The sequence below is a fragment of the Candidatus Annandia adelgestsuga genome, assembly GCF_003956045.1.
Taxonomy (GTDB): Bacteria; Pseudomonadota; Gammaproteobacteria; order Enterobacterales; family Enterobacteriaceae_A; genus Annandia; species Annandia adelgestsuga.
This window is the reverse complement of the sequence record NZ_CP026513.1, coordinates 257,606-283,940: the sequence shown is the minus strand read 5'-3', so window position 1 is coordinate 283,940 and position 26,335 is coordinate 257,606. Positions and strand designations below refer to the sequence as shown.

The 26,335-nt window shown below is 16.8% G+C and carries 22 protein-coding genes and 4 tRNA genes; 16 read left to right on the top strand and 10 right to left on the bottom strand.

Annotated features, from left to right (window positions below):
- Positions 1–2: 2 nt before the first annotated feature.
- A complete protein-coding gene (gene tyrS / locus C3B56_RS01465; protein WP_126071649.1) occupies positions 3–1,289 on the bottom strand; it encodes a tyrosine--tRNA ligase in 1,287 nt (428 codons plus the stop codon).
- Positions 1,290–1,419: 130 nt separating this feature from the next.
- Between tyrS and C3B56_RS01460 the strand changes: the two genes are divergently transcribed.
- Positions 1,420–2,034: an exonuclease domain-containing protein gene (locus tag C3B56_RS01460; protein ID WP_126071648.1), complete on the top strand. Its 615-nt coding sequence runs from the start codon at positions 1,420–1,422 to the stop codon at positions 2,032–2,034.
- Positions 2,035–2,049: 15 nt separating this feature from the next.
- Here C3B56_RS01460 and grxD read toward each other — a convergent pair whose 3' ends face one another.
- A complete protein-coding gene (grxD, locus tag C3B56_RS01455) occupies positions 2,050–2,361 on the bottom strand; it encodes a Grx4 family monothiol glutaredoxin (RefSeq protein WP_126071647.1) in 312 nt (103 codons plus the stop codon).
- Positions 2,362–2,442: 81 nt separating this feature from the next.
- Between grxD and C3B56_RS01450 the strand changes: the two genes are divergently transcribed.
- Entirely contained in the window at positions 2,443–3,810 is a 1,368-nt protein-coding gene (locus C3B56_RS01450) for an MATE family efflux transporter (protein WP_126071646.1), read from the top strand.
- 20 nt (positions 3,811–3,830) lie between these two features.
- Here the strand turns inward: C3B56_RS01450 and pykF are convergent, their stop codons facing one another.
- The 3 genes from pykF to prfA form a co-directional block, all read right to left on the bottom strand.
- Positions 3,831–5,246 carry a pyruvate kinase PykF gene (pykF, locus tag C3B56_RS01445; RefSeq protein ID WP_126071645.1) on the bottom strand — a complete coding sequence of 472 codons (1,416 nt, stop codon included), beginning with the start codon at positions 5,244–5,246 and terminating at the stop codon, positions 3,831–3,833.
- A gap of 63 nt (positions 5,247–5,309) precedes the next feature.
- Complete coding sequence (gene prmC, locus C3B56_RS01440; RefSeq protein ID WP_126071644.1) at positions 5,310–6,140, bottom strand: peptide chain release factor N(5)-glutamine methyltransferase; 831 nt, start codon at positions 6,138–6,140, stop codon at positions 5,310–5,312.
- Positions 6,137–7,204 carry a peptide chain release factor 1 gene (gene prfA / locus C3B56_RS01435; RefSeq protein ID WP_126071643.1) on the bottom strand — a complete coding sequence of 356 codons (1,068 nt, stop codon included), beginning with the start codon at positions 7,202–7,204 and terminating at the stop codon, positions 6,137–6,139. The genes prmC and prfA overlap by 4 nt, the downstream gene beginning before the upstream one ends.
- A 150-nt stretch (positions 7,205–7,354) precedes the next feature.
- Between prfA and C3B56_RS01430 the strand changes: the two genes are divergently transcribed.
- On the top strand, positions 7,355–8,308 hold the full coding sequence (locus tag C3B56_RS01430) for a ribose-phosphate pyrophosphokinase (protein ID WP_126071642.1): 954 nt from the start codon (positions 7,355–7,357) through the stop codon (positions 8,306–8,308).
- A 3-nt stretch (positions 8,309–8,311) separates the two neighbouring features.
- Here C3B56_RS01430 and C3B56_RS01425 read toward each other — a convergent pair.
- Positions 8,312–8,397 (bottom strand) — tRNA-Ser (locus C3B56_RS01425).
- Between the two features lie 27 nt (positions 8,398–8,424).
- Here C3B56_RS01425 and pth point away from each other — a divergent pair.
- The 7 genes from pth (at position 8,425) to C3B56_RS01390 (ending at position 16,910) form a co-directional block, all read left to right on the top strand.
- Positions 8,425–9,006, top strand: a complete 582-nt coding sequence (gene pth, locus C3B56_RS01420) for an aminoacyl-tRNA hydrolase (protein WP_126071641.1) — start codon at positions 8,425–8,427, stop codon at positions 9,004–9,006.
- 49 nt (positions 9,007–9,055) lie between these two features.
- Entirely contained in the window at positions 9,056–10,138 is a 1,083-nt protein-coding gene (gene ychF / locus C3B56_RS01415) for a redox-regulated ATPase YchF (RefSeq protein WP_126071640.1), read from the top strand.
- Between the two features lie 35 nt (positions 10,139–10,173).
- On the top strand, positions 10,174–11,307 hold the full coding sequence (gene mnmA, locus C3B56_RS01410; protein WP_126071639.1) for a tRNA 2-thiouridine(34) synthase MnmA: 1,134 nt from the start codon (positions 10,174–10,176) through the stop codon (positions 11,305–11,307).
- 100 nt (positions 11,308–11,407) lie between these two features.
- Positions 11,408–13,051, top strand: a complete 1,644-nt coding sequence (gene metG / locus C3B56_RS01405; RefSeq protein WP_126071638.1) for a methionine--tRNA ligase — start codon at positions 11,408–11,410, stop codon at positions 13,049–13,051.
- Between the two features lie 40 nt (positions 13,052–13,091).
- Entirely contained in the window at positions 13,092–14,174 is a 1,083-nt protein-coding gene (gene dnaX / locus C3B56_RS01400) for a DNA polymerase III subunit gamma/tau (RefSeq protein WP_126071637.1), read from the top strand.
- Between the two features lie 182 nt (positions 14,175–14,356).
- Positions 14,357–16,234, top strand: a complete 1,878-nt coding sequence (htpG, locus tag C3B56_RS01395; RefSeq protein ID WP_126071636.1) for a molecular chaperone HtpG — start codon at positions 14,357–14,359, stop codon at positions 16,232–16,234.
- A gap of 19 nt (positions 16,235–16,253) precedes the next feature.
- Positions 16,254–16,910, top strand: coding sequence for an adenylate kinase family protein (locus tag C3B56_RS01390; RefSeq protein WP_126071635.1), 657 nt, complete (start codon positions 16,254–16,256; stop codon positions 16,908–16,910).
- Positions 16,911–16,953: 43 nt separating this feature from the next.
- On the opposite strand, the gene C3B56_RS01385 is transcribed toward C3B56_RS01390, so the two are convergent.
- From C3B56_RS01385 to C3B56_RS01370, 4 genes are all read right to left on the bottom strand, one after another.
- Positions 16,954–17,718, bottom strand: a complete 765-nt coding sequence (locus C3B56_RS01385) for an ABC transporter permease (RefSeq protein ID WP_126071634.1) — start codon at positions 17,716–17,718, stop codon at positions 16,954–16,956.
- The gene (locus C3B56_RS01380) at positions 17,718–18,635 is read right to left on the bottom strand and encodes an ABC transporter ATP-binding protein (protein WP_126071633.1); all 918 of its coding nucleotides are present in this window, start codon (positions 18,633–18,635) and stop codon (positions 17,718–17,720) included. The genes C3B56_RS01385 and C3B56_RS01380 overlap by 1 nt, the downstream gene beginning before the upstream one ends.
- 140 nt (positions 18,636–18,775) lie before the next feature.
- Positions 18,776–19,633 carry a polyamine aminopropyltransferase gene (speE, locus tag C3B56_RS01375; RefSeq protein ID WP_157977627.1) on the bottom strand — a complete coding sequence of 286 codons (858 nt, stop codon included), beginning with the start codon at positions 19,631–19,633 and terminating at the stop codon, positions 18,776–18,778.
- Positions 19,634–19,707: 74 nt separating this feature from the next.
- A complete protein-coding gene (locus tag C3B56_RS01370; protein ID WP_126071631.1) occupies positions 19,708–21,354 on the bottom strand; it encodes a glutamine--tRNA ligase/YqeY domain fusion protein in 1,647 nt (548 codons plus the stop codon).
- Positions 21,355–21,450: 96 nt separating this feature from the next.
- Between C3B56_RS01370 and C3B56_RS01365 the strand changes: the two genes are divergently transcribed.
- The 6 genes from C3B56_RS01365 (at position 21,451) to leuS (ending at position 26,217) form a co-directional block, all read left to right on the top strand.
- Positions 21,451–21,535 (top strand) — tRNA-Leu (locus tag C3B56_RS01365).
- Positions 21,536–21,543: 8 nt separating this feature from the next.
- Positions 21,544–21,614 (top strand) — tRNA-Gln (locus C3B56_RS01360).
- Between the two features lie 12 nt (positions 21,615–21,626).
- Positions 21,627–21,700, top strand: a tRNA-Met gene (locus tag C3B56_RS01355).
- A gap of 54 nt (positions 21,701–21,754) precedes the next feature.
- Positions 21,755–23,074 carry a tRNA (N6-isopentenyl adenosine(37)-C2)-methylthiotransferase MiaB gene (gene miaB, locus C3B56_RS01350; protein WP_126071630.1) on the top strand — a complete coding sequence of 440 codons (1,320 nt, stop codon included), beginning with the start codon at positions 21,755–21,757 and terminating at the stop codon, positions 23,072–23,074.
- A 36-nt stretch (positions 23,075–23,110) separates the two neighbouring features.
- Positions 23,111–23,569, top strand: a complete 459-nt coding sequence (gene ybeY / locus C3B56_RS01345) for an rRNA maturation RNase YbeY (RefSeq protein ID WP_126071629.1) — start codon at positions 23,111–23,113, stop codon at positions 23,567–23,569.
- Positions 23,570–23,667: 98 nt separating this feature from the next.
- Entirely contained in the window at positions 23,668–26,217 is a 2,550-nt protein-coding gene (gene leuS / locus C3B56_RS01340) for a leucine--tRNA ligase (RefSeq protein ID WP_126071628.1), read from the top strand.
- Positions 26,218–26,335: the final 118 nt, after the last annotated feature.

Below are 26,335 nucleotides of genomic sequence, written 5' to 3'. Positions count from 1 at the left end.
TTTTAAATTTTAGAATTATTCCAATAAATTAAACAATAATTTTTTTTACCTCTACAAATTAAACTATATTTTTTAAATATTAAATTTTTTTTTTTAAATTTAAAATAAATATTAGATTCTATTTTTCCATTTACTTTTATAGATTTGGAAATAATCATATTTTTAGCTTTATTATAAGATGAAGATAAATTAGAAATTAATAAAATTTCTTGAAGATATTTTATATTATTAAAATTTATTTTTATAGTAAAAATTCCATCTTGTTTTAATTGATAAAAATCATATTCGGTCATTTCTGATAATTTATTGTTAAAAAGACTTTTTGTAATTCTTTTAGCAGAAATTAAATTATTTTTACCATGTATTAAATAAGTTAATTTATCAGCTAAAATAGTTTGAGCGATAGGTTTTTTTTTATTTTTATCTTGTTTTTTTATTTTATATATTTTAGCTATGTTTATAAAAGTAAATAATTTTAAAAAATTATATACATCAGAATCTTTAGTATTTATCCAAAATTGATAAAATTTATAAGGACTAGTTTTTTTTTCATCTAACCAAATAGTATTTTTTTCTGTTTTACCAAATTTAATTCCATTAGATTGAATTAATAAAGGTAATGTTAAACCAAAAACTTTATTTTTATTTATTTTTTTTATTAAATTTATACCTGAAATAATATTTCCCCATTGATCAGAACCTCCAATTTGTAAAAATACTTTATATTTGTTATATAAATGTAAAAAATCATAACTTTGTAATAAAATATATGAAAATTCTGTAAAGGATATATTTTTATTAATATTTTTAATTCTATTTTTAATAATTTCTTTATTAATCATATTATTAATAAAGAAATGTTTACCAATTTTTTCTAAAAAATTAATAATATTTATGTTTTTAAACCATTTATAATTATTTAATATAATTAAATTATTATTTTTATTTTTATTTAAAATTGAATTTATTTGAAAAATAATTTTTTTAGTATATTTTTTTATTTTTATTTTATTTTGTAATTTTCTTTCATTTTTTTTAAAACTTGGATCACCTATTAATCCTGTAGATTCTCCTATTAATAATATAGGTTTATGTCCTAATTTTTGAAATCTTTTTATTGAAATTAATGGTAATAAATGTCCTATATGTAAACTACTTGATGTTGGATCAAAACCACAATAAAAATTAATATAATTATTTTTTAAAATTTTTTTTAAAATTTTTTCATTTGTTATTTGAAATAGTAAGTTACGCATTTTAAAAATTTTAATAATATTTATATAACTCATAAAACCCTATATTAATTTTACTATTTAAATTTGTTAAATTTTATATAAATATAATTTTTTAATATTAAATTAAAAAATTATATTTAAGTTCATAAATTATAATATATTTTTTAAAAATTAGGAATTAAATTTGAATAAAAAAAAACATTTATATTATAGATTTAAAGGTTTTTATCCAATTGTTATAGATATAGAAACATCTGGTTTAGATTCAAATATAAATGCCATATTAGAAATAGCATTAATAACTTTTAAAATTGATAAAAATGGATGGTTAAAAAAAGATCAAATAATTCATTTTCATATTAAACCTTTTTTAAATTCTAAAATTAATTATGAATCATTAATTCATAATAAAATAAATATTAATAGTTCTTTAAGAGGAGCTATTAGTGAATATAATGCTTTTAATAAAATTATAAAATTAATTACTAAAAAAATGAAAAAAAATTTATGTAATCGTTCTATTATAGTTGCACATAATGTAGTTTTTGATCATAATTTTATAATGTCTTCTATAGAAAGATTAGGAATTACAATTAATCCATTTCACCCATTTACAACTTTTGATACATCTACTATTAGTAGTTTTATAATAGGACAAAATATACTTTTCAAAGCATGTAAAAAAATTGGATTATATTTTAATATGAAATATTCACATTCTGCTTTATATGATTCTCTTTTAACTGCTTCTTTATTTTGTAAATTAATTAATAAATTTAAATTTAAAAAAAAAAAATAAATTATTATATTAAATTTATTTTTTATTATTTATCATTTTTTTTAATTCTCCATTATTGAACATTTTAACTATAATATCACATCCTCCAATAAATTTACCATTTATCCATATTTGAGGAAAAGTTGGCCAATGTGAATATTGAGGTAAAAAAGATCTAATATTTTCATTTTCTAATACATCTATATAAACAAATTTATTAGTATAATAAGAAATTATTTTTACAGCTTTTGAAGAAAATCCACATTTTGGGTTATTTGGAGAACCTTTCATATATATTATTATATTATTAGAAGAAATTTGGTTTTTTATTTTTTCTAAAATTTTCATTTTATTCCTTAATTTAAAATAATTTTATAAATATATTTAAAATTTTTTATAAATATATTTTAATATGTTAAATAAATAATTATGAATATTTTTTTAATAGAAATACGTAAAATAGTAACGTTATCAATACCTGTTATATTTGCACAATTATCACAAACTGCTATAGGAATAACAAATACAATTATGGCTAGTAATGCTGGAACAACTGATATAGCAGCTATTGCTATTGGATCATCAATTTGGATACCTATAGTTTTGTTTGGTCATGGTTTATTATTACCTGTAACCCCTATTATTTCTAAATTTTATGGATCAAAAAAATTTAAACTTATTAGATACTATATATCACAAGCTTATTGGTTTGCTACTTTAATTTCAATATTTATGATTTTAATAATATTAAATTCTAGTTATATTATTAATTTTATGCATCATATTAATTCTGTTTTAGAAAAAAAATCATTAGAATACTTAAAAATTTTAGTATTCGGAGTTCCTGCGTATTTATATTTTCAAGTAATAAAAAACCAATTTGAGGGTATATCTAAAACCACACCTAATATGATAATAGGATTTTTAGGGTTTTTATTAAATATACCTATAAATTATATTTTTATTAATGGATATTATTTTATTCCAAAATTAGGAGGAATAGGTTGTGGATTAACTACAGTTTTAATTTATTGGATAATGTTTATTTCTTTAAGAATATGGATGTTTATATTTTATGAAGAAAAAAAAATAAATAATTATAAAATAATTTTTCCAAATATAAATATAATTTATAAATTAATAAAAAAAGGTTTTCCAATAGCTTTATCATTATTTTTTGAAGTAACTCTTTTTGCTTTAGTTGCTTTATTTATATCACCTATGGGAGTAATAGAAGTAACAGGTCATCAAATTGCTTTAAATTTTAGTTCTTTAATATTTGTTGTACCGTTATCTATAAGTACAAGCGCAACTATTAGAATAGGATTTCATTTAGGTAGAGGAGCTACTAATTTAGCAAAAATATCATCTTTAGCAGCTCAATTTGTAGGATTTTTAACAACTATTTTAGTTATACCAATAATTATTTTATATAGATATAAAATAGCATCTTTTTATAATAGTAATACAATAATAATAAATTTAGCATCAGAATTAATGTTAATTACGTCAGTTTATCATTTTTCTGATTCTATACAAGTTATTAATAATGGTATTTTACGTGGATATCAAGATACTAAATCAATATTTATAATAACATTTTTTTCTTATTGGATTTTAGGTTTACCATTAGGATACATATTATCATTAACTAATATTATTATACCACCATTAGGTCCAAAAGGTTTTTGGTATGGTTTTATAATTGGGTTAACTTCTTCTGCAATAATGATGACTTATCATATATATAAATTACAAAATTTTCCTGTTTCAAAAAAATATTATAAAAAAAAATAAAATTTAAATATTAAAATATTTTATAAAGTATGAATTGAAATATTATGAATTTTTTTATTTAATTTACAAATTCCAGATATAATTATAACAATATCACCTAATTTAGCATACCCACTTTTTAATGATTCTTCTCTACTTATATTATAAATATTATTTTGAGATATTTTTTTTTTAATAACCCTAGAAATTATTCCCTTACTTAATATTAATTGATTAGCTACTCTTCTTTTGTAAGTTAAAGCTAAAATCATTGATTTAGGAAAATATTTTCTTAAAGCCATAGCTGAAACACCACTTGAAGTTTCAATTATAATAAGTTTAATTTTTATTTTTTCTGATATACCTACAGCACCACAACAAATAGTTTCAAGAAATATTAAATTTTTATATTTACTATTTTTAATATATATTTTAGGTTTAATTATTTTATCTGTTTTAATACATATTTTTTTCATAGTAGATACAGATTCTAATGGATAATTTCCTTTAGCACTTTCTCCAGATAACATTACTGCGTCAGTTCCATCCATTATAGCATTAGTAATATCACCAGCTTCAGCTCTAGTTGGTCTTGGATTTCTTATCATAGAATCTAACATTTGTGTTGCTGTAATAATTACTTTTAATGATTCATTACATTTTTTAATCATCATTTTTTGAACAAAAATTACTTCTTCTAAAGGTATTTCTACCCCAAGATCTCCACGTGCTACCATAATACCATCTGATACATTTAATATTTCTAAAAAATTTTTTAAACCTTCTCGGTTTTCAATTTTAGATATAATTTTAATATCTTTACCTTTATTATTATCTAAAAATTTTCTTATTTCTAATATATCAGATTTTTTTCTTACAAATGAAACTGCTACAAAATCGATTTTTTTTTTACAACCAAATATCAAATCTTTTTTATCTACTTCAGATAATGTTGGTAATTTAATAGAAATTTCAGGTAAATTAACACCTTTATTTTCTCCTAATACTCCATCATTTAATACAGAACAAAAAACATATTTTTTATTAACATTTATTACTTTCATTTTAATTAAACCATCATCTAATAAAACTAAATTACCTATTTTTAAATCATCTAAAAATTTTTTATATGTTACAGCCACTTTAGTGCTATTACCAATAAAATTTTGATCAATAGTAAATTTAAAAAATTGACCTTTTTTTAATTTAACATCTTTACCATTTACTAATTTCATTGTTCTAATTTCAGGTCCCCTAGTATCTAATAAAATAGCTGCTCTTTTATTAGTTTTTTTTATTGCTTTACGAAGATTATTTATTCTTAAGTTATGTTCTTTATGATCTCCATGAGAAAAATTTAATCTCATAACATCCATACCCATATTTAACAATTTAATTAACATATAAATAGATTCTGTTTTAGGCCCTATAGTACAAACTATTTTAGTTTTTCTCATAAATTATCCTTTTAAAATATTATTTTTATAAATAATATTTATTATTTTTATTTTTAATATTTTTTAAATATATTGTCCTAATGTAATACGATTTTTTTTATTATAATCATTATAACTTTTAATATTTAGAAAATTATATTTTTTAAAAAAATATTTAACTTTTAATTTTTGATTAAAACCGTGTTCTAAAAATAACCATCCATTTTTATATAAATAAAATTTAGATTTTTTTATAATATATTTAATTTCTTTTAAACCCTTATTTTTAGATATCATTGAATTAATAGGTTCAAATTTTAAAGATAAATTATTTAAATTATAATCATATATATTTATATAAGGTACATTACCAATAATAATATTAAATTTTTCTTTTTTAAATATTGAAAACCAATTACTATGTAAAAATAATACATTTTTTAATTTTAAATTTATTGCATTTTTATTAGATAATTTAATGATTTTTTTAATATTATCAACACCAATTATTTTAATATTTTTATTTTCATTAGCTAATGATAAACTTAACGAACCACTACCAACCCCTAAATCTAATATTATATCTTTACAACATATTTTTCTTAATATAATTTCAACTAATATTTCTGTATCTTTTCTTGGTATAATTGTAATAGGATAAATTTTTATTAATAAAGACCAAAATTCACAATTGTAAAATAAATATTCAATAGGTTCACCATTATTTCTTCTTTTTAAAATTTTATTTACTTTTTTTATTTTTTTTTTATTAATTTTATTTTTATTAAATATTTTAATCCAATTAATTGATTTTTTAATAATATTACTTAAAATAATTTTAGAATTTAATATTGGATTTTTAATATATTTTAATTTAATACACATTTTTTTTAAAAAATTTTTTATTTTAATCATATTTTAAATATTTTTTTTAATTTATTATTTTTATATTTTTCTATTAATGGTTTAATTAATAAATCTAATTTACCTTCTATAATATCATGTAAACGATATATAGTTAGATTTATTCTATGATCAGTTACTCTATCTTGTGAAAAATTATATGTTCTATTTCTATCTGATCTTGAACCGCTACCTAAAAGATTTTTTCTTATTAAATTTTTTTTTTTATTAATTTCTTCATTTTTAGCAGCATAAATTCTAAAATATAAAATAGATAAAGCTTTTGATTTATTTTTATGTTGAGATCTTTCATCTTGACATTCTGATATAATACCTGTAGGTAAATGAGTTATTCTAATAGCGGAATCTGTAGTATTCACATGTTGTCCACCAGCCCCCGAAGCTCTAAAAGTATCTATTTTTAAATCTTTATTATTTATTTTAATTTTATTAACTTCTGGTGTTATAGGTATTACAGCTATAATACATGTTGAAGTATGAATTCTTCCCTGAGTTTCTGTTTCAGGAACTCTTTGTACTCTATGACCTCCAGATTCAAATTTTAAATTTTTATAAACCCATTTTCCTATTATTTTGATCAAAATTTCTTTAAAACCTCCATGATCTCCATTATTTATATTTATAATTTCAACATTCCATTTTTTAAATCCTGCATAATTATTATACATTTTAAAAAGATTACCTGCAAATATGGATGCTTCATTTCCACCAGTTCCAGATCTAATTTCTACAAAACAATTTAGTTTATCTTTATAATTTTTAGGTAATAATAACTCATATATTTTATTTTTAATATTTTTAATATATTTATTTATTATTTTTATTTTATTTTTATTTTTATTTTTATTTAAAGATAAAAATATTTTTTTAATTTTTTTTTTTTTTTTTTTCCATTTTTCAAATAATATATTTATATTATTTAAATAGTAATATTCATTTGAAACTGTTTTAAATTTATTTTTATTTTTTATTAATAATTTTTTAAAAAATAATTTTTCAATTTTAATATTACGTTTTTTTAAATATTCTAATTTATTTATAATAAAATTTTTCATTTTTTTTAATATTTATTTTTAATAACTAAATTTAATTAAAATATTTTTTAATATGTATTAATTTTATTAAATTAAAAAAAATATTTTTAAAATATTTATATTTTCTAAAATAAAAATATAAATTACAATTTTAAGGTATATATTATAGTTATGAAAAATATTTATTTATTTAATGGAAATTCAAATACTATATTATCAAAAAAAATATCTAAATATTTAAAAGTTAAATTAAGTAAAGCTACTGTTGGTCGTTTTAGTGATGGTGAAATTAGTGTTAAAATTAATGAAAATGTTCGTGGTGGAGATATTTTTGTTATACAATCTATTTGTTATCCATCAAATGATAATATTATGGAATTATTAATTATGGTTGATGCATTAAGAAGAGCATCAGCGGGTAGAATTACTGCAGTAATTCCATATTTTGGATATGCACGTCAAGATAAAAAAACTAGTTCTGCAAGAGTACCAATTACTGCAAAAATTATAGCTGATTTTTTATCAAATGTAGGAGTTGATCGTATTTTAACAATAGATTTACATGCAGAACAAATTCAAGGTTTTTTTGATATTCCAGTAGATAATATTTTTAGTGGAACTATTTTAACTAAAAATATGTTTGAAACAGATTTAAAAAATCCTATTATAATATCTCCTGATATTGGTGGTGTAATACGCGCACGTACAATTGCAAAATCATTAAACGATTTAGATATGGCTATTATTCATAAACGTAGACCTAAAAATAATAAAGTAAAAATTATGCATATAATTGGAAATGTTAATAATAGAGATTGTATTATTGTAGATGACATTATAGATACCGGTAATACTATTTGTAAAGTAGCTAAAACCCTAAAAAAGAATAATGCAAATAACATTTTTGCTTATATAACACATCCTATATTATCAGGAATATCAATAAAAAATTTAAAATGTTCTAATATTAATAAAATTATAGTTTGTGATACTATTCCTTTAAAAAAAAAAATAAATAATATAGATAAAATTAAAGTTATTACTGTATCAAAAATTTTAGCAAAATCTATAATAAAAATTAATAGTGAAAAATCTATTTCAGAAATGTTTAAAAATATTATATAAAAAAGGTGAAGAAGGGATTCGAACCCTTGATATGAAATACATATATACGTTTTCCAAACGTATTCTTTAATCCTCTCAGACACTTCACCAAAATTTATAAATTATTTTAGGATTTAATTATTATTAAATTAATTATAAGTTTATCTAATCCTGGAATTAAATATTTATTTACAAGACATAATATTGGTACTTGGTATATATATAAAATAATTAATATTTATAAAAAATATTTTAAAAAAAAAAGAAATTTAAATAATTTTTTAGGAAAAATTACATATTTTAATAATATAATATATTTATTTATACCAAATATATATATGAATATTAATTATTTACAAATAATTAATATTATTAATTATTATAAAATTGATATTAGTAATATTATTATAATACATGATGATTTAGATTTATTTCCAGGAATAATCAAATTTCAAAAAAATGGTTATCATGGCGGTCATAATGGTTTAAAAGAATTTATATATAAAATTAAAAATAATAATTTTATGAGAATACGTATAGGAATAGGACGTCCTAAAAAAATAAATAAAATATCAAAATTTGTCTTAAGTTATCCTTTAAAATATGAAAAATTTTTAATTAATACTTCTATAAATGTATTAATTAATTATACAAAAATTTTTTTTAAAAAAAAAGATATAAATATTTTAAAAAAAATTAATTATTTTAAAATTAATTAATTATAATTTAAAATATAATAATTTTAAAAATATAAATTTAGGTAAAAATATGGGATTAAAATGTGGTATTTTAGGATTACCTAATATTGGTAAATCTACTATTTTTAATGTTTTAACTAAATCTAAAGCTATGGCTGCTAATTTTCCATTTTGTACTATTAAACCTAATATAGGTTTTTCTTTATTACCTGATAATAGATTAATTGAAATACAAAAAATTGTTAATTCTAAAAAAATAACTCCTACTAATATAAAATTTATTGATATTGCTGGATTAGTTAAAGGAGCTTCTTCAGGAAACGGATTAGGTAATAAATTTCTTAATGATGTAAGATCAGTAAATATATTAATACATGTTGTTAGGTTTTTTAAAGATCAAAATATACAACATATATATAATAGAATAGATCCAATAAAAGATATTAATATTATTAATGATGAATTAATAATATCAGATATTGAATTATGTGAAAAAAATATTTTATATTTAAATAAAAAAAATAAAAATTATAAAAATAATAAATATTTATTAGAAACATGTTTATATAATTTAGAAAATGGTTTAATGTTAAATAATATTATTTTTAAGAAAGAAGAAACAAAATATATAAATAGTATTAACTTTTTAACCTCAAAACCTATGATGTATGTAATAAATAGTGATAAAAATTTTTTTAAAAATGATAAAATTTTTAAAAAATTAAAAAAAAAATTTATTAAAAAAAAAAATATATTTATTAATATTTGTGCTAAAACAGAATTAGAAATTTCAGAAATAAATAATTATGAAAAAAAAAAAAAAAAACTTTTTGAATTAAAATTAAAAGAATCAAAATTAAATAAATTAATAACTTATAGTTTTAAATTATTAAATATGCATACTTATTTTACAGTTGGTAAAAAAGAAATTTGTTCAAGACCAATTTTAATTGGAACTAATGCTTTAGAATCTTCTAAAAAAATTCATACTGATTTTAAAAAAGGTTTTATCAGAGCAAAAGTAATATCTTATAAAGATTTTATAAAATATAATGGTGAAAATGGTGTCAAAAAAATGGGAAAAATTAAATTAGAAGGAAAAAAATATGTTATAAAAGATGGAGATATTATACAATATTTTTTTAAAATTTAAAATTTAAATATGAAAAACAAATATAAATAAAATTTATGAAAAAACATAATAATAAAAAAATAATTGTTGCTATGTCTGGAGGAGTAGATTCTTCTGTTGCTGCATGGATATTAAAAAAAAAAGGATATCAAGTAGAAGGAATATTTATGAAAAATTGGGAAGATAATGAAAATAATATTACAAAAGATTTTTATGATACTAAATTAGTATGTAAATTATTAAATATACCATTACATAAAATAAATTTTAGTCAAGAATATTGGAATAATGTTTTTAAACCATTTATTAATGGATATAAAAAAGGTATTACTCCAAATCCTGATATTGCATGTAATAAAAAAATAAAATTTAAATGTTTATTAAAATTTGCTATTAATAATTTAAGAGCGGATTATATAGCAACTGGTCATTATGTTCGTTGTTATAAAGTTAAAAATAATTTTTTTTTATTAAGAGGTATTGATAAAATTAAAGATCAAAGTTATTTTTTATATACTTTAAATAATTTTCAACTTTCTAAAAGTATGTTTCCTATTGGTTATTTTAAAAAAAAAGAAATTAGATTAATTGCTGAAAAAATTAATTTACCTGTTGCTAAAAAAAAAGATTCTTTTGGTATATGTTTTATTGGAGAAAAAAAATTTGATAAATTTATTAGTAAATATATTTATTATAAACCAGGGTTTATTGTAGATACAAAAATGAATTTTATTGGAATACACAAAGGTTTAATGTATTATACTTTAGGACAAAGAAAAGGTTTAAAAATAGGAGGTATAAAAAAAATGATTAATTATCCATGGTATGTAATAAAAAAAGATTTTAAAAATAATTATTTAATAGTTTCTCAAAATTTTTATCATCCATATTTAATGTCAAATGGATTAATTGCAAATAAAATAAATTGGATTAATTATAATTTTATAAAAAATATATCATTTTGTACAGCAAAAATTAGATATCAACAAAAAGATATACCATGTCATATTATTAAAAAAAAAAAAATATTATTAGTATTTTTTTTTTATCAATTAATAGCTGTTTCTCCAGGACAATCAATTGTATTTTACTATAAGGAAATATGTTTAGGAGGTGGAATTATAAAAAAATTAATTCCTTATGTACAATTAATTACATATAAAAATATTAATAAAATTATAAATTATTAATAATTATTTAAAAAATTTTAAACATTTTAAAATAATATTTTATTTGTTTAATTAAAATAGATATTAATTTATAAAAAAATAATTATAAAATTTTAAAAATATGAAAATTAAAAATAATAAAATTTTAGTTACATGTGCTTTACCTTATTCAAATGGTCCAATTCATTTAGGACATATGTTAGAACAAATACAAGCAGATATTTGGGTAAGATATAAAAGAATGGTTGGTAATAATGTATATTTTATTTGTTCTGATGATTCTCATGGAACTGCAATTATGTTAAAATCAAAAAAAATAAATATTTTACCTAAAAAAATGATTAATAAAATAAAAATTAGACACAAATTAGATTTTTCAAAATTTAATATAACACATAATTATTATGATATTACAAATAATAAAAATAATAAAAAAATGTCTAAAATAGTATATTTAAATCTTAAAGAAAACGGATTTATTAAAATAAAAAAAATTTTTCAATTATATGATAAAAATAAAAAAATGTTTTTACCTGATCGTTTTATAAAAGGTTTGTGTCCTATATGCAAATCAAAAGATCAATATGGTGATAATTGTGAAATATGTGGATCTACTTATAATGCTATTAATTTAATTAAACCCAAATCTATATTATCTAATTCAGAACCAATAATACGTAAATCAAATCATATTTTTTTTGATTTGCCTTATTTTAAAAATTTATTAAAAAAATGGATTAAAAAAATAAAATTACAAAAAATTATATATAATAAAATATATAATTGGTTAAAAATAGGATTAAAAAAATGGGATATATCAAGAGATAAACCTTATTTTGGTTTTAAAATACCAGGTTTTAAAAACAAATATTTTTATGTATGGTTAGACGCACCTATTAGTTACATTAGTACTTTTTATAAGTTTTGTAAAATTAAAATAAACATTAATTTTAAAAAATTATTTAAACCTGATTCTAAATTAAAATTTTATAATTTTATTGGTAAAGATATAATTTATTTTCATGGATTATTTTGGCCAGCTATTTTAGAAGGTATAAATTTTAAAAAACCAAATAATATTTTTGTACATGGATATTTGACAATCGATAAATATAAAATGTCTAAATCTAGAGGAACTTTTATAAAAGCTAATGATTGGTTAAAATTTTTAGATTCAGATAGTTTACGTTATTATTACGCTAGTAAATTATCTATTAATATAAATGATATTAATATAAATTTATATGATTTTATGAAAAAAATTAATAGTAATATAGTTAACAAAATTATTAACTTAGCTTCTAGAAATTCTAAATTTATTAATAATTATTTTAAAAATAAATTATCTAAAGTAATAGAAGATAAAAAATTATATAAAAAATTTGTAAATGAATCTTATAAAATATCAAAACTATTTAATTTACGTAAATTTAATCATGTTATAAATAAAATAATTGATTTAACTGATATCGCTAATAATTATATAGATAATAAATCACCTTGGAAATTATCTATAATAAAAAATAAAAATTTATTACATAATATTTCTTCTATGGGAATAAATTTATTTAAAATATTGGTTACTTTTTTAAAACCTATTATTCCTGAATTAATTATTAAAATAGAAAAATTTTTAAATATTTCTTTAACTTGGAATAGTATTTATTATCCTTTATTAAATCATAAAATTAAAAATTTTAAAAAATTATATTACAGAATTAATGTAAACCAAATTAATAAAATAATTAGTTTTTATAAAAAATAAATATATTATTTATATTTTAATTTTAATAATATAAAAAAATATGAATAATTTAATATTATCTTTAAAATATAGACCTCAATCTTTAAATGAAATTATAGGACAAAAATATACAGTAAATGCAATTAAAAATAGTTTAGATATGAATTATATTCATAATATTTGGTTATTTTCAGGTTCTCATGGTATTGGAAAAACATCTATAGCTAGAATATTAGCTAAAAGTTTAAATTGTAAAATTAAAATTTCTTCTAAACCATGTAGAAAATGTAATAATTGTATTGAAATAGAGAAAAATAATTTTATAGATGTTATAGAAATAGATGGAGCTTCTAAAACTAAAATAGAAGATATAAAAGATATATTAGAAAATTCAAAATATCCTCCTATAATAGGAAGATATAAAATATATATTATAGATGAAGTTCATATGTTATCTAAATATAGTTTTAACGCTATGTTAAAAATTTTAGAAAATCCTCCAAAATATATTAAATTTATATTAGCAACTACTGAAATAAATAAAATACCTGAAACTATTTTATCTAGATGTTTAAATTTTTATTTAAATAAAATAAACATAGAAGAAATAAATAAAAATATAATTAGAATTCTTAAAAAAGAAAAAATATTTTTTGAAAATGAAGCAATTTTGTTATTATCAAATAATTCAAATGGTAGTATGAGAGATGCTTTAAATTTAGTAGATCAATCAATTATTTTAGGTAAAAAAAAAATATTGATTAATGATATAAACAAAATGTTAGGTATTGTTAATATTAATATTTCTTTAAAAATATTAGAATATATTTTTTATAAAAAAAATGAAACTTTAATAAATTTTATAAATAATATTTATATAGAAAATGTTAATTGGGAATTATTTTTGTTGGATATTATTAATATTTTACATAAAATATATTTATTTAAATTTAATATTAAAATAAATAAAGATGATAAATATTATATTTATTATAAAAAAATTAAAAATATATCTAAAATATCATCATATAATAAAATAAAATTATATTATAAAATTTTAATAAAAGGTCGTAAAAATTTATATTTAGCTCCTAATTTAAAAATTGGTTTTGAAATGATTATTTTAGAAATATTAACAATTTAATATAAACATAATTTTTATATTAAAAAACATATAAATAATATTATTTTTTTAATAAAAATAAATTTAATATTTTAAATATATAAAATTTTTTTTATTTATATTATAATATTATATTTTTAAAATATTATAATATTTTAAAATAATAAATATTTTATTTATTTTAAATTATAATAAAAAATAAAATGAAAGAAAAAAATATAAAAACGTATGGTTTTAAAACAGAAATTAAACAATTATTAAATATAATGATACATTCTTTATATTCTAATAAAGAAATATTTTTAAGAGAATTAATATCAAATTCTTCTGATGCAATTGATAAATTAAGATTTAATTCTATTTCTAATCCAAATTTATATAAAAAAATTGATAAACCATTAATAAAAATTTCTATTGATGATAAAAAAAAAATTTTAAAAATAGAAGATAATGGTATTGGAATGACAAAAGAAGAAGTAATTAATAATTTAGGAACTATAGCTAAATCTGGAACTAAAGAATTTATAGAATCTTTAAATAAAAAAGAAAATAAAAAAAATAATATGATTGGTAAATTTGGTGTTGGTTTTTATTCATCTTTTATGGTAGCTAATAAAGTTTCTGTATATACTAAATCTGCATTGAATGAACAAGAAGCTATATTTTGGGTTTCAAAAGGAGAAGGAGAATATTCTATTGAAACTACTAAAAAAAAAAATAATGGTACAGAAATAAATTTATATTTACGTCCAGAAGAATTACATTTTTTAAATTATAATGTTATTGAAAATATAATAAATAAATATTCTAATCATATTTCAATTCCTATTAAAATGGAAATAAAAGATAAAAAAAATAAAAAAAAAGAATGGAAAAAAATAAATAAAGCAAAAGCTTTATGGATAATTAATAAAAATAATATTTCAAAAGAAAATTACATTGATTTTTATAAAAATAAATTTAATGAAATAGATGAACCTTTAATATGGAGTCATAATTTTGTAGAAGGAAAATTTGAATATATAAATTTGATATATATACCTTCAACATTACCTAGACAAATTTGGAATAAAGATTATAAAGGAGAATTAAAATTATATGTTCAACGTGTATTTATTATGGAGGATGTAAAACAATTTTTACCTTATTATTTACGTTTTATAAAAGGTATAATAGATTCTAACGATTTACCTTTGAATGTATCTAGAGAAATATTACAAAATAATAATATAATAAAAAATATAAGATTATCTTTAACTAAACGTATAATAAATATGATTAAAAAATTATCCAAAGATGAAAATAAATTTAAAATATTTTGGAATAAGTTTGGATTAATTTTAAAAGAAGGGGTAGTAGAAGATTTAATTAATAAAAAAGATATTATTAATTTATTAAGATTTTCTTCTTCTTTTAACAAAGATGATAGTACAAAAATAATTTCATTAAAAGATTATGTTTCTAGAATGAAAACTAATCAAGATAAAATATATTTTATTACTGCTGATAATTTTAAATCTGCTAAAAATAGTCCACATTTAGAATTATTTTATAAAGAAAAAATAGAAGTTTTATTATTATTTGATAGAATTGATGAATGGGTTATAAATAATATAATAGAATTTGAAGGTAAAAAATTTCAATCTATTAGTATATCTGATGATTCTTTAGAAAAATTAATTAATAAAAGTAAAAAAATTGATAAAAATGAAAAAAATTATTTTTTAAATTTTTTAAATCGTATAAAAATTATATTAAAAAACAAAGTAAAAGATATAAAAATAAATTATAATATTGTTGATACTAACCCTGTAATGATAAAAACTGATATAAACGATATTAGTACTCAAATGTCTAAATTATTAAAATCTGTAGGTCAAAAATCTCCAAAAATTAAATATATTTTAGAAATAAATCCAAATAATAAATTAATACAAAAAATTTGTAAAATAAAAGACGATAAAATTTTTAAAAATTGGATAGAATTTTTATTAAATCAAGCTTTATTAATTGAACAAGGTTATTTAAATAATCCTAATAAATTTATTAAAATTATAAATAAATTATTATTAATTAAATAGTATAAAGTAGGTTAATAATATGTATATTATTTTAGTAGGCGCTCCAGGTTCTGGTAAAGGAACTCAATCAAAAATAATTTCTAAAAAATATAAAATTCCTCATATTTCTGTAGGTGATTTATTAAGATTTAATTTTTACAAAAATAAAAAAAAATACAATAGTATAAATAATATTATGAAAAAAGGTAAATTAATTAAAAATGAAAAAGTTATTTCTATGGTAATAAAAAAAATATTAGAAAAAAAATATTTCAAAAAATTTATTTTGGATGGTATTCCAAGAAATATTTTTCAAACTATATTTTTTAAAAATTTTTTTAATTCATGTATATATTTTGTTTTTGAATTAATAACTGATAATTCAATTATTATAGATAGAGTAAAAGGGAGACTTATACATCCAAAATCTGGAAGAATATATAATACTAAATATTTTCCACCAATTAATAAAAATAAAGATGATTTTACCGGAGAACCGTTAATTAAAAGAAATGATGATAAAAAAGAAATTTTAATTAAAAGATTAATAAATTATCATAAAAATAATATTTTAATATCTTCATATTACAATAAAGAATATAAACATGGTAAAATAATATATAATAGAATTTGTGGTAATGGTAATGTGTATGATATAAATAAAAGAATAGAATTAATAATTAATAATTATATATAATTATTAATATATTAATATAAACTTCTAACTAATTTATAAATAATTAGTTAGAAAGTATTTTTTTTAAACAATTAAATGTTATAATATAAAATAAAAATATTAAAGATAATAAAATTATTAATATAATTTTAAAAGATATAAAATTAATATTACCAATAAAACCATATCTTAAACCACTTACCATATATGTTATCGGGTTTAATAAAGATATATCTTTCCAAATAGTAGATAGGTTATTAATAGAATAAAATATACCACTTAAATAACTTAAAGGGGTTAAAATTAAAGTTGGTATCAAACTAATATTATCAAATGTTTTTGATATTATAGCATTTAATAAACCTATTAAAGAAAATAAAATAGAAATTAAAGTAATAATAAAAAATATTATAATCCATGAATAAATTTTATATTTTATAAAATAAAAAGATATTATTATTATTAATAAACTAATAATTAAAGATCTAATTATGCTACTTCCTATGTAACCCATAATTAAAACATTTGTTGATATTGGAGATAAAATTATTTCTTCAATATTTTTTTGAATTTTAGAACTAAAAAAAGAAGAAGAAACATTATTATAGGAATTATTAATAATAATCATTGTAACTAACCCTGGAAAAATAAATTGTAAATAATTAAATCCTTCTATTTTATTTATTTTGTTCATAATATTTCCAAAAATTATAAAATATAAAGTAATATTTATAAGAGGAGGTATAATAGTTTGTATCCATATTTTTAAAAATCTAAATGTTTCTTTATATATAATATTTATCAAAGATATAAAATAAAATTTTATCATTATAATTTTTCCTTAATTTTTAATTTATCTATAAATAATTTTTCTAATCTACTTACTTTATTATGTATTCTTAAAATATTTATATTTTGTGAATTTAATTGTAAAAAAATATCATTTAATGATTGTTTATAATTTATTTCAATTTCTAAACTATATTTATCAATTTTTTTATAATTAAATTCATTTAATTTTATATTATTTGTATTTTTATTTATATTTAAAATAAATATTTCTGAATTTAATTTTTTTAATAATTTTTTCATAGAAGTATTTTCTATTAGAGATCCATTATAAATAATTCCTGCACGATTACATAAATTTTCTGCTTCTTCTAAATAATGTGTTATAAGAATAATTGTCATTCCTTTTATATTTAATTCTTTTAAAAATAACCACATTGATTTTCTTAATTCTATGTCCACTCCAGAAGTAGGTTCATCTAAAATTAATAATTTAGGCTTATGAATTAACGATCTTGCGATCATTAATCTTTTTTTCATTCCACCAGATAATTTTCTAAAATGCAAAAAACGTTTATTCCATAAGTTTAATTTAACTAAATATTTATTTATTCTTTTATTTGCTATATCATAATTAATTCCATAATATCCAGCATTATATAATAAAATTTGTTTTATATTTTCAAATAAATTACAATTAGATTCTTGTGGAACTAATCCTATTAAAAATTTTGATATAAATTTATAATGATCTATATTTTTTTCAAATATAAATACTTTTCCTGAATTTTTTTTAGTTAACCCAGTGATAATATTAATAATAGTAGATTTTCCAGCTCCATTTGGTCCAATTAATGCATAAAAATCTTTTTCATTAATTGTTAAATTTATATTATCAATTATTTTTTTATTTCCATAATTTTTATTTATATTTTTTAATATTAATGCTTTAGTCATATATAATTAATATACCTTATTTATAATATTTTAATTTTATTAATTTTTATATTTTATTTTTTATTAAATTTTTAATTTTTATAAATATTATTTTTAAAATTAATATTTATAAATAATAATTTAATTTTATTATAATTATTTTATAAATTATAAATATTAGATATATATTTAGGTAATATAAAACTGTTAATATGAACTAATGGGTTATAATATTTACATAATAATTTATTTTTTAAAAATCTTTTATAAATTTTATAATAATTATTATTATTTTTTTTTAAATTATTAGTAGCATATAAAAATGTCATAATACCCCCATAGTAACTAGGTATAAAAGATTTAAATATAATAGTTTTTTTAAATATTTTTTTTATATCTAAAAAATTTTTAATTATTAAATTATTATCTATAGGTAAAACACCATTTTTAATTATAATAATACCATTTTTATTTAAATATTTTTTACAATTAATATAAAATTCTAAAAAAATAAAATTTAATTCTTGTATTATATAATTATTAAAATCTGAAATAATTATATCAAATTTTTTTTTGTTATTTTTAATAAAATTAAAATTATTATATATTTTTAATTTTAATTTTGGATTTTCAAAAGAATTTAAACTAATATTAGGTAAATATAATTTACAATATTTAATTATTTTAATATCTAATTCAATCATCGTAATTTTTTTAACTTTTTTATATTTTAATATTTCTCTTAAAATACCTCCATTTCCACCTCCTAAAATTAATATATTTTTTGCATGTCCATGAGATATCATAGGTATATGAGAAATAATTTCATTATATATAAATTCATCATATTCAGTAGTATTTATAATATTATTTAATGAAAAAACATTACCAAAAAAATTATTTTTAAAAAAAAATAAATCTTGATATTTTGTATAACCTTTATATATTTCTTTATCGATAGTTAAATATTGACCACAATTTTTATATTTATTTTCATGCCATATTTTTCTTTGTTTCAAAAATATTCCTTTAAAAATTTTATTAAAATAACTATTTTAAATTAAAATAATTATATTTTATTATATAATGAATTTTATTTTTTTAAAATTTTACTTTTTAATTTTACAATTCTATTAAAATAGAAAATTTTATTATTTTTAAATTTTTTATTTAAACAAAAATAACCATTACGTTCAAATTGATAAGATGAATAAATTATTTTTTTTATATTTTTTTCTACAAAACCTTTATTAATAATAATAGAATTTTTATTTATATATTTAATAAAATTTTTTTTAATTTCAGGGTTAGTAATATTAAATAAATTATTATATAAAAAAAATATAGAGGGTATAGAATATAATGTAGATATCCAATGAATAATACCATTTATATTTTTTTTAATTTTTAATTTATCTTCTTTTTTATTGTTATAATATTTACATAATATATATATAATATTACCATTTTTATCTTTTTTAATTTTTTTAGCTTTAATAATATAAGAATATCTTAATTTAACTTTATTACCTATTGTTAAACCTTTATAATTTTTTGTTTTTTTTTCTTTAAAATCTTTTCTATCAATATATAATTCTTTACTAAAAATATATTTTCTTTTATTTATTTTTTTATTTTTAGGATAATTTGGAATTAAAATTTCTTCTTTTTTTTTTTTAAAATTTTTTATTATTATTTTTATAGGATCTAAAACAGCCATTAATCTAGGAGATTTTAAATTTAATTCTTTACGGATACAATTTTCTAAAAAATTTATTTTTATTAAATTATTTTTACGAGTAACACCTATATAATTACAAAAATTTAAAATTGATTTCGGTGTATAACCACGATTACGCAAACCAGATAAAGTTAATATACGAGGATCATCCCATCCTAAAATAATTTTTTTTTTAATTAATATCAATATTTTTCTTTTAGAAATAATATTATATTCTATATTTAATCTAGAAAATTCATATTGTTTTGGTTTTTTATTAATTTTAAGATTATATAAAAACCATTTATATAAGTATTTATTATCTTGAAATTCTAATGTACATAAAGAATAAGTTATTTTTTCAAAATAATCTGATAAACAATGTGCAAAATCATACATAGGATATATACACCATGTATAATTTGTTTTATAATGTTTTTTAAATCTAATCCTATATAATATAGGATCTCTCATTAAAATATTATTTGATGACATATTTATTTTAGTTCTTAAGGAAGCTTTACCATCATTAAAAAAACCATTTTTCATTTTTTTAAAAATAATTAAATTTTCTTTTATACTACGATTTCTATAAGGGCTATTTTTTCCTATATTATTAAAATTTCCTTTATATTTACGTATTTGTTTTTTATTTAATTCATCTATATAAGCTAAACCATTTTTAATAAGTTTTATAGAAAATTTATATAATAAAGAAAAATATTGAGAAGTATAAAATATATTATTATGCCATTTATATCCTAACCATTTAATATCATATTTAATAAAATTAACATATTTTTTATTTTCTTTTAATGGATCTGTATCATCTAATCTTAGATTACATATTCCATTAAATAATTTTGCTATACTAAAGTTTAAAAATATGGATTTAGCATGTCCTATATGTAAATAACCATTAGGTTCCGGTGGAAATCTTGTATATATTTTTTTATGTTTGCATTTTTTTAAATCTTTATTTATAATATTATAAATAAAGTTTTTATTAATTTTAATCATATTTATATTTTTTGTTATTTTATTTTAATATTAAAATAATAATATATAAATTTTATAATTATTATATTTATAATAAAACTTAATAAAATAATCTTAGCGGAGATGGCGCAATAGGTAGACGCACCAGATTTAGAATCTGGTATCTTTTAAAGGTATACGAGTTCAAATCTCGTTCTCCGCAAATTTTAATGGGGTATAGCCAAGTGGCAAGGCACCGGTTTTTGATACCGGCATCCCTGGTTCGAATCCAGGTACCCCAGAATTAAAATTAAGGCTACGTAGCTCAGAAGGTTAGAGCACAGCACTCATAACGCTGAGGTCACAGGTTCGATTCCTGTCGTAGCCATTTATTAAATTCAAATATTATTAAATTATCTAATAGTATTATTATTTATTTTATATGAATAAAAAAATATATATTAAAACTTGGGGTTGTCAAATGAATATTTATGATTCTTCTAAAATTATTAATATTTTAGAAAAAAATAATTATTCAATTACTAAAATAGATTTAAAGGCTGATATATTAATTTTAAACACATGTTCTATAAGAGATAAATCTCATGAAAAAGTTTTTCATCAATTAGGTAGATGGAAAAAAATAAAAAAAAAAAAAAAAAATGTTATTATTTGTATAGGAGGATGTGTTGCTTCTCAAGAAGGAGAAGATATTTTTAAAAGAGTAAATTATGTAGATATTATATTTGGACCACAAAATATACATGATTTACCTTATATGATAGATAAATTTTTAAAAGTAAAAAAAAAAATTATTAAAATAAATTTTGGAAAAATAAAAAAATTTGATTATTATTCTAAAAAAAAAAACTTAAAAACAACAGCATTAATATCAATTATGGAAGGTTGCAATAAATATTGTACTTTTTGTATAGTTCCTTATACAAGGGGTTTTGAAATAAGTAGACCATGTGATGATATAATTAGAGAAATTAATTTTTTTGCTAAAAATGGAGTTAAAGAAATTATTTTGTTAGGACAAAATGTTAATTCATATAATGGTAAAAAAAATAATGGTGGTATATGTAATTTTTCTAGTTTATTATATTTAATATCTAAAATTAATAATATTAAAAGAATTAGATTTTTAACAAGTCATCCTATTGAATTTAAAGATGATATTATAGAAGCATATCAAGATATACCAAAATTAGTAAATTTTTTACATTTACCTGTTCAAAGTGGTTCAAATAAAATATTAGAATTAATGCAAAGAATATATTCAATAGAAGAATATAAAAATATATTAAAAAAATTAATTTCAGTTAGACCTAATATACAAATAAGTTCTGATTTTATTGTAGGTTTTCCAGGAGAAACAGAAAATGATTTTGAAGATACAATGAAATTAATAAAAGAAGTAAATTTTGATGCAAGTTTTAGTTTTATTTATTCACCAAGACCAGGTACTCCAGCTTCTGAATTTAGAGATAATATTAGTTTTAAAGAAAAAAAAAAAAGATTATATAGATTACAAAAAAGAATTAATAAACAAACTATATTTTGGAGTAATAAAATGGTTGGTAGTATTCAAAAAATATTAGTTGAGGGTATTTCAAAAAAAAATTTTTTTGAGTTATCAGGAAGAACAGAAAATAATAGAATAGTTAATTTTATTGGAAATAAAGATATAATAGGAAAAATAATATATGTAAAAATAACTAGTATTAATCCTAATTCACTAAAAGGAATAATAATATAAAAATTTAAATATTATTTATTAAATATTATAATAAATATGAAAAAAATTATTTGTAATTTAAAATTATTATGTAAAAATAAAAAAAGAATATTATTAATATCTAAAATACAATATTGGATAATTTCTATATTAAAATATAATATATTTAATAAAGAAATAAATATTATTATAGTAGATAAAAATGAAATAAAAAAAATAAATAAAATTTATTTTAAAAAAAATAAAATTACTAATATTATAACATTTGATTATATTAAAATACCGAATATTAACATAATTACAATGGGAGAAATAATTATATGTTATGAAAATATTGTAAAAGAATCAAAAATATATAAAAAAAAATATGAAAATCATTTAGCACATAATATTATACATGGTATTTTACATTTAATTGGTTATAATCATAAATCATATAATGATTTAATTAATATGATTAAATTAGAAATTATAATTATGAAATTTATAGGATATAATAATCCTTATTTTTTTTGATTATAATATTTTAGTATTAAAAATTTAAAATTTATTTTAATTTATTTTAATTAATTAAGTAAATTTAAAAAAAATTAAAATAATATATTTTGTAATATATGCAAGAAAAATATATTCCTCATATTATAGAAAAATATGTTCAAAAATATTGGAAAAAAAAAAAAACTTTTGAAGTAAAAGAAGAAAAAAATAAAAAAAAATATTATTGTTTATCTATGTTACCTTATCCTTCTGGAAATTTACATATAGGTCATGTAAGAAATTATACTATTTCAGATGTTATTTCTAAATATCATAGAATGTTAGGAAAAAATGTATTACAACCTATAGGTTGGGATGCTTTTGGACTTCCAGCAGAAAATGCTGCTATAGAAAATAATATAGAACCTAAAAAATGGACATATAATAATATTTATTATATGAAAAAACAATTAAAAAAATTAGGTTTTGGTTATGATTGGAGTAGAGAAATAACAACATGTGATTCGAAATATTATCGTTGGGAACAATGGTTTTTTATTAAATTATATAAAAAAAAACTTGTATATAAAAAAAAAACTAAAGTATATTGGTGTAAATTTGATAAAACTGTTTTAGCAAACGAACAAGTTATAAATAATCGTTGTTGGCGTTGTAATAATTTAGTTTTTATGAAAAAAATATCACAGTGGTTTATAAAAATAACTAAATATGCTAATAAATTATTAAAGGGTTTAAAAGAATTAAAATATTGGCCTGAAAAAGTTAAGATAATGCAAAAAAATTGGATAGGTAAATCAAAATTTATAAAAATTAATTTTAATATTTTAAATAAAAAAAAAAAAATTAAAATATATACAAAAAATCCATCAAAAATTATAGGTACTACATATATTTTATTATCTATAGATCATAGTTTATCTAAATATATTAGTATAAAAAATAAAAAAATTTATAAATTTATAAAAATTATTAAAAAATTAAAAAATATTAAATATCCATATTATAAATTAAATAATATTGGAATTAATACTAATTTATTTGCAATTAATCCATTTGATAAAAGTAAAATTCCAATTTGGATATCAAATTTTTTATTAAATGATTATAATATAAAATCTGCAATTTCTATTTCTGCTCATAATAAAAAAGATTTTATTTTTTCAAAAAAATATTCTTTGAATATTAAAAGAATATTTAAATCTAATGATAAAAAATATAAATTAAATTTACCATATGTTATAAATAAAAATAGTATTATTTGTAATTCATTTAGATTTAATAATTTAAATTTAAAAAATATTAATAATATTATTACTGATATTATTTTAATAAAAAAAATAGGTAATATAAAATATTTATATCGTTTGAAAGATTGGGGGGTATCTAGACAAAGATATTGGGGTACACCAATACCAATGATAACAAATAAATTAGGAATAATTAAATCTATACCAGAAAAATTTTTACCTGTTTTATTACCTAAATATGATAAAAATAAAAAAAAAAAAAAAAATAATAAAATTATCATAAATAATAAAATTTATTTTAAAGAAAAAGATACTTTTGATACATTTATGGAGTCTTCTTGGTATTATATTCGTTATACTTGTTCTAAATTTAATAATGGTATGGTTGATTCTAAAAAAGCTAATTATTGGTTACCAGTAGACCAATATGTTGGTGGTATTGAACATGCTACAATGCATTTAATTTATTTTCGTTTTTATCATAAATTACTTAAAGATGCTGGATTAATTAAATCCAAAGAACCGGTTAAAAAATTATTATGTCAAGGAATGGTAGTAAACGAAAGTTTTTATATTTTAAAAAATAAAATTATTAAATGGATATCTTATAAAGATTTAATTATTAAAAGAGATAAAAAAAATAATATTATAAAAGCATATACTAAAAAAGGTATTAAAGTTTTTTATGCTGGAATAAGTAAAATGTCAAAATCAAAAAAAAATGGAGTAGATCCTCAAAAAATTATTAGTAAATATGGAGCTGATACATTAAGAATGTTTATTATGTTTGCTGCACCTGTATGTATGAAATTAAAATGGAATGATAATGGTATTAAAGGTATTTATAAATTTTTAAATAAAATTTGGATTTTTATATATAATCATATAAATTTTAAAAATAAAAATAAAATTATTAAAAAAAATATTTATGATTATAAAATAAAACTATGTTTAAATAAAACAATTAAAAAAGTATCAATAGATATAGAAAAAAAACAATCATTTAATACAGCTATATCTTCTATTATGATATTATTTAATAAAATTATTAAAATTTCAAAAATAATTTATAATTATAAAATTATACAAAAATGTTTATTAGTTATAATTAAATTAATTTACCCCTTTACACCTCATTTAAGCTTTTATTTATGGAAAAAAATTAATAATGTTAAAAAAATAGATGATGAATCATGGCCTTCAATAAATGATAAATCATATTTTAAAGAAAATATTTTAATTATTATACAAATTAATGGTAAATTTAAAAATAAAATTTTTGTTTCAAATAATATTTCAAAAAAAATATTAATAGATACAATTTTTAAAAAAAAAATAATTTATAAAAATTTAAAAAAAAAAAAAATTTTAAAAATAATATATATTAATAATAAAGTTATTAATTTTATTATTAAATAATATAATTTTAAAATAAGGATATTAATATTAAAACAAATTTTATTGAATTTAAAAAAATAAAAAAAATATTTTCAATGTATTTAATATTTGGTAAAAATGAAATTTTAAAAATAAAAAC